The following is a 5,295-nucleotide window of genomic DNA, read 5'->3' on the forward strand; positions in this document are numbered from 1 at the left end:
CTCTAAATCCCTGAGAAGGGACTTGCGGCCTTTGAAGCGTTCATCTGCCCAGAGACGTTCGTAGGTTTCTTGCTTATTTTGGGGCAACTTTCTTCTATAATTATCTAACAAGTCATGAAAGGCATAATAATCATCCAACCATAAACCTCCTTCTGGTAGGCGATGGCTAATCTCTCCTACTTCTTCATAAGCCATTCGATCTAGACGTCGCTTTTGGCTCTCTTGTTTTCTTACAGTATCAAGGATTCGGTTCCGGAATTTTGTTTTGAAGTAGACGTAGAGTTTCTTTTCTTTTTCAACTAGTTCTGGATGGGAATCTAGGAGTTCATAAAGGCAGATCATTCCTTCTTGATCCCAGTCCTCCTTCTCCCATAGATGGAGATAATAATTTTTTCGGCATTTATGAACAATCCCTTTTACCTTTGCGTAGTATTTCTCAAGCATTTGCTTTCCTCCTTTCTCTGCTTGTAGTATAGCAGAGAAAGGGGGAAAGAAGGGCCCTAGTTTCTATCTTGTTTCTTTTTAGCTCTCTAATGTTATGGAAATCGTGAATACTCACAAGTGAGGGTGAAAAAAGACAACTGTTTTCCCCACAGTTGTCTTTGCTTTTTAGATTTAATTGACGAAATTTCCAAGAAATGCCCGATTAAAGTTCTGCAATCTGATTAAGATTTACTTCTGCTACTGTATCATTACCAAACATAGAGATAATCATCTTAACTTTGTTGTTATCAATTTCTGTAATCTTACCTGTGTAATCTGCAAAAGCACCGTCAATGATACGAACAGTTTGACCAACTTGGACATCAATATCAAATTCTTGGACAGTTTGACCCATAGAAACTAAAATATCGCGAATTTCTTGTTCCAAAAGTGGAGTTGGTTTTGATCTATTTCCGTGCGAGCCTACGAATCCTGTTACGTTTGGTGTGTTACGCACAACAAACCAAGCTTCGTCGGTCATAACCATTTCTACAAGAACATAACCTGGAAAGCGATTTTCTTCGATTTCTTTTTTCTTTCCATTTTTTTCCACTTGCACTGTTTGTGTAGGAATTTCAACACGTAGAATATTTTCTAACATATTGTATGTTTGTGCACGTTGCAATAGATTTTCTTTTACTTTATTTTCGTAGCCAGAATAAGTTTGTAGCACAAACCATCCTTTATCAAAACTATCCATGTTTTTTCCTTTCCTAACTGAAGAATTTCAGCGACTAGATCTTTCTCTTACCTTATCTTAAAAAATATTAATAAAACGAATCAATCCGCTAACAATCAATTGGTCAAAAATATAAATCATCACTACAAAGAAAGCAGTGTATTCCATGATAGATTTAAAATCTAACCAACTTTCTTTGCGAGTCGGCCAAGTTGTTTCTTTAAGAAGTTTAAAAATATCCTTAATAAAACGCATCGTTTTCTCCTATCTCGTTTCTCTGTGTGTGGTGTACTTGCCACAGTGTTTACAAAATTTATTTACTTCTAAGCGTGTTGGTTTTGGATTTCCACTAATCTTAATCGAATAGTTTCTAGAACCACAAACCGCACAGGCTAGACTTGCTTTTTTAAGTGCCATAACGCCTCCATCCTACCTATTATAACAAGAATCCTCTGCTTTGACAAGCTAAATTGTTTTTTTGAATTCCTAAATCTTGAACTTCAAATTTCTCAGCTTAAGTTTTTTTCTACCTCAAACTCTATGTTTTAAAAATAAAAAAACCTAGGAATCATCCTAGGCTTTATGATGTTTATTTTCCAAGGTAGTATTCAGCAACTACGTTCAATTTTTCGTCGAATTCGAATACCAATGGTGGGAAGTTAGGGATTTCCACGTCCATGATTTCGTCATCTGACAAGCGTTTGATGTGTTTTACAAGGGCACGGATTGAGTTACCGTGAGCTCCTACGAATACATTTTTACCATCTTTAAGTGCTGGAGCGATTTTATCTTCCCAGAATGGAAGTGCACGTTCCAAAGTAACTTTCAAGTTTTCAGCATCTGGAATTACTGAGTCATCAAGTGAAGCGTAACGACGGTCAGTGTGTGCTGAGTGCTCATCATCACGATCCATGTTTGGAGGCAATACATCGTATGAACGACGCCAGATGTGAACTTGCTCATCACCAAATTGTTCAGCTGCTTCAGCTTTGTTTTTACCAGTCAAACCACCGTAGTGACGTTCGTTCAAACGCCATGATTTTTCAACTGGAACCCACAATTGGTCAGATGCTTCAAGAGCCAAGTTAGTTGTTTTGATTGCACGTTTCAATACTGAAGTATAAGCTTGGTCAAATTCGATACCAGCTTCTTTGATCAATTTACCAGCGTCAATCGCTTGTTGTGTTCCTTTTTCAGACAAATCAACATCAGCCCAACCAGTGAAAAGGTTAGCTTTGTTCCATTCAGACTCACCGTGGCGAGCAAAAACCAATTTTACCATTTGATGGATACTCCTTTTATTTTCCGAGGTTTCCCTCGTTTATCTATTCTATTTTACACAATTTTTCACAAAAAAGCTAGTCAAAATCGATTTAAAAGAGAAGAGGTGAACGCACCTTCTCTCAATAAACAGCTATTCTTGAACTTGAAATTGTTTCAAGCTTGTTAAAAAAAGGGCACCACCGATGACAATGACGATGCCACCAATCCAGCCTAAAAATGGAATCAAGCCTACTACAGAACCTACGATTAACAAAATAGATGGTGCCATTGAAATACGCTTATCATCCTTATAGTAGATTAGAGAGAGAATTCCAAGAATTAGAGTTGCGATTTTCACTAATGTAAAAACAATGAAAATAAGCGCCAAAATTACTCCTGCAAAATCTTCATTCTCAGAAATAGATACAATCATTAATATAATTACAGGCAAAATTGCCAAGAGCGTGCCTGCGATAGTCCCAATAATTCCAGCAACTTGTGCAAGTGTTTTTGTCTTCATAACTGTCTCCTTAAAAATATAATAATTGTTATTCTACCATATTTTAAGTTAAATTCAAAGTTCTTCCAGTTAACAAAGAGTCACTTTATCTATACAAAAAGAGCCTGAGATAAAATAGTTCTCAGCCACAAAAAAGCTAGAGATTTCCAATTGTGGAACTCTAGCTTTTCAATTTTGAGTCGTTCTCTTATTGTATTTTAGGAGGTTATTAGCCATAAGTACCAATCCCATATCAATTTTCACTTGACGCTTGCCTCTTAGATTACATCTCTTGTAACCCAAACAAGCCTTTATCTGCCCAAAGACAGGTTCCACATCAATCTTGCGTTGAGCGAAAATCTGTCTACCTTCGGGAGATAAAAACGCCTGACATTCTTTAGCTTTCAAGTTTTGATAGCTTTCGTTCATATACAGTCCCTTTTGAGGGGCTGATTCTGATTCATCAGCGTAGTAAACCTTGATTTCCTCTTGAAAGTCCGTCTGTGTTTTTCTGACGTTTGGTATGGTGAAAACGATAGCACCAGCCATCAGGATGTGTGTAGCTATCCTCCTTGTCATTATAGTGCCAATTCGCTAAGTTTCTAGCTGACTGTTTATACCCTCTCTTCTGTTCCTTATCAAACATGGCATATTTAATCAGATGGTTCACCCCCTTTTCATCTAAACGAAGGTGATTCTCTTCACTTCCATATCCAGAATCTGCGACAACTGTCTTTAAGTCATGCGGATAGGCTTCAAGGAATGGCAGAAGAGTCTTAGTGTCTATCGGATTTGAGAAGACATCATAGTGAAGCACAAATTGGTTTTCAGTAGCGATTTGAAGATTATAAGCATCCTTGAGTTGGCCATTTTTCATGTAGTCTTCTTTCATCCGCATAAAAGTGGCATCTGTATCTGTCTTGGAAAAGCTGTTGTGGCCTTCAAAAGTTTCTTGATACTTCTCATATTTTTCAGCACGTACTGAAAAATCATCCTTAACTTTACGCAAGACTTTCTTGAGTTTACGACGTTGGGTTTTACGTTCATCCTTCCCTTTAACGGGTGTCTCCTCAATGTCCTGGTTCAGTTTTTTCAATTCTTCTTCAAGGACTTGAGCGAATTCAATCAACTGCTCTGAAGAAATCGGCTCTTCTCCATCCAGCCTAATAGCCTGATGGATAAGGGGTGTGATTTTTTCTTAAAAATAGACCTGTATCTGTTCTTGAAATTTGATAGAAAACTTATCCGTTGCCTTTTTCCACACGAAACTATACTTGTTGGTATTAGCTTCAATCTTAGTCCCGTCAATAAACAAATAATCTAGGGTTACTAACTCTTCCATTTTTAAACGAAGATTGAGATCGATGAAAAGATCACGAATGAGTTCTTCCATCCCTTCAGCGATACGAAAACGATTGATAGTGCGGTAGCTGACAAGCAACTGCCCTGTTAGGTATTGCATAGCCAGATTTTCAATCATCATTTTTTCAATTTTTCGTCCAGAGAAAATCCCTTGTGAATAGGCAAATAGAAGAGTAGATACAAGCATTTTAAGGTGATAAGACGGACGACCAAAGGCATGATAGAAGGCGTGGAAGTGACTATCCTCCAAGGTATTCACCACTTTTTCAATAGTAAAAACAAGATGGTCTTGTGGTAAGAAAGAACTGATTTCTAGTGATAAAGTTGTTTGATTTGTGTTATAGTGAATATGCATGGGATAGCCTTTCTAAATGTTTATTGTGCAATTCTATTTTACCAAGACTATCGCAACCATGCAAAAAGCAACGGCAAAAACCGTTGCTTTTTTGATAGAATCGAGACACTATTGTCCCAGACTCTTTTCTAGCAAATTTATAGAATCAAGATTCTTAGATTTGCTTTATTTGAGAAATAGCTTACTCTTCTTCCTTACGTTTTTTAGAGATAAGGAGTCCTCCTGTCGCTGCTGCAAGAAGTGCTAGAGCAAGTGAAGCGCTAGATTGTTTTGTACCAGTATTTGGTAATTCTTTAGCGCCTGCTTTCTTAGCTGGAGTGTTATCAGAAGCTGGAGCTGCATTAGCTGCAACAGTTACTTTAACTGGAACTTCATCCTTAGAGCCATCTGGATATGTTACTACAACAATTGCGTCTTTTTCACCTGGTGTTGTTGTATCTACTGGTGTCTTGTACTCGAATTTAGTTCCTTCTGGAAGATCGCCTACATTGCCAATTGATTTCTTAGCGTCTGGAGTTTCACCCTTCTTAACTGTTTGATCTTTAGCAGTTGGGGTGTTCTTATCCGCATCTGTGCTTGGATCTACTACTTTAACTGTTACCGGAACTTCATCCTTAGAGCCATCTGGGTAAGTCACAACGACTGTTGTTCCTT

At 37.7% G+C, this 5,295-nt stretch carries 10 protein-coding genes; all 10 read right to left on the reverse strand.

All coding sequences use genetic code 11. The annotated features are described in order from the left end of the window. Positions 1-444, reverse strand: a 444-nt coding sequence (locus tag HMPREF2987_RS06465; RefSeq protein ID WP_075229821.1) for a transcriptional regulator, incomplete at its 3' end; no start/stop codon positions are given. Positions 445-646: 202 nt separating this feature from the next. Continuing rightward, a complete protein-coding gene (gene nusG / locus HMPREF2987_RS06470; protein ID WP_075227310.1) occupies positions 647-1,183 on the reverse strand; it encodes a transcription termination/antitermination protein NusG in 537 nt (178 codons plus the stop codon). A 57-nt stretch (positions 1,184-1,240) separates the two neighbouring features. After that, positions 1,241-1,417, reverse strand: coding sequence for a preprotein translocase subunit SecE (secE, locus tag HMPREF2987_RS06475; RefSeq protein WP_001211016.1), 177 nt, complete (start codon positions 1,415-1,417; stop codon positions 1,241-1,243). Positions 1,418-1,426: 9 nt separating this feature from the next. Next, positions 1,427-1,579, reverse strand: coding sequence for a 50S ribosomal protein L33 (gene rpmG, locus HMPREF2987_RS10375; protein ID WP_001809375.1), 153 nt, complete (start codon positions 1,577-1,579; stop codon positions 1,427-1,429). Between the two features lie 172 nt (positions 1,580-1,751). After that, positions 1,752-2,444 carry a phosphoglycerate mutase gene (locus HMPREF2987_RS06480; RefSeq protein WP_075229822.1) on the reverse strand — a complete coding sequence of 231 codons (693 nt, stop codon included), beginning with the start codon at positions 2,442-2,444 and terminating at the stop codon, positions 1,752-1,754. Between the two features lie 132 nt (positions 2,445-2,576). Continuing rightward, positions 2,577-2,945 carry a hypothetical protein gene (locus HMPREF2987_RS06485; RefSeq protein ID WP_075229823.1) on the reverse strand — a complete coding sequence of 123 codons (369 nt, stop codon included), beginning with the start codon at positions 2,943-2,945 and terminating at the stop codon, positions 2,577-2,579. 168 nt (positions 2,946-3,113) lie between these two features. Beyond that, entirely contained in the window at positions 3,114-3,353 is a 240-nt protein-coding gene (locus HMPREF2987_RS11280) for a transposase (RefSeq protein WP_075229824.1), read from the reverse strand. A gap of 34 nt (positions 3,354-3,387) precedes the next feature. Beyond that, complete coding sequence (locus HMPREF2987_RS11285) at positions 3,388-4,020, reverse strand: transposase (protein WP_257375150.1); 633 nt, start codon at positions 4,018-4,020, stop codon at positions 3,388-3,390. Between the two features lie 102 nt (positions 4,021-4,122). Beyond that, entirely contained in the window at positions 4,123-4,641 is a 519-nt protein-coding gene (locus HMPREF2987_RS11290; RefSeq protein ID WP_075229825.1) for a transposase, read from the reverse strand. 181 nt (positions 4,642-4,822) lie between these two features. Next, a partial coding sequence (locus tag HMPREF2987_RS11380) for a Rib/alpha-like domain-containing protein (RefSeq protein ID WP_142995375.1) occupies positions 4,823-5,295 on the reverse strand: 473 nt, incomplete at its 5' end.

The sequence above is a fragment of the Streptococcus sp. HMSC067H01 genome (genome assembly GCF_001814775.1).
GTDB lineage: Bacteria > Bacillota > Bacilli > Lactobacillales > Streptococcaceae > Streptococcus.

Excerpts from the sequence above, each read along its gene's own strand:
- HMPREF2987_RS11290 (WP_075229825.1), bottom strand. The coding sequence starts at position 4,641 with ATGCATATTCACTATAACACAAATCAAACAACTTTATCACTAGAAATC.
- secE (WP_001211016.1), bottom strand. The coding sequence starts at position 1,417 with ATGCGTTTTATTAAGGATATTTTTAAACTTCTTAAAGAAACAACTTGG.
- HMPREF2987_RS06480 (WP_075229822.1), bottom strand. The coding sequence starts at position 2,444 with ATGGTAAAATTGGTTTTTGCTCGCCACGGTGAGTCTGAATGGAACAAA.
- rpmG (WP_001809375.1), bottom strand. The coding sequence starts at position 1,579 with ATGGCACTTAAAAAAGCAAGTCTAGCCTGTGCGGTTTGTGGTTCTAGA.
- HMPREF2987_RS11280 (WP_075229824.1), bottom strand. The coding sequence starts at position 3,353 with ATGAACGAAAGCTATCAAAACTTGAAAGCTAAAGAATGTCAGGCGTTT.
- nusG (WP_075227310.1), bottom strand. The coding sequence starts at position 1,183 with ATGGATAGTTTTGATAAAGGATGGTTTGTGCTACAAACTTATTCTGGC.
- HMPREF2987_RS06485 (WP_075229823.1), bottom strand. The coding sequence starts at position 2,945 with ATGAAGACAAAAACACTTGCACAAGTTGCTGGAATTATTGGGACTATC.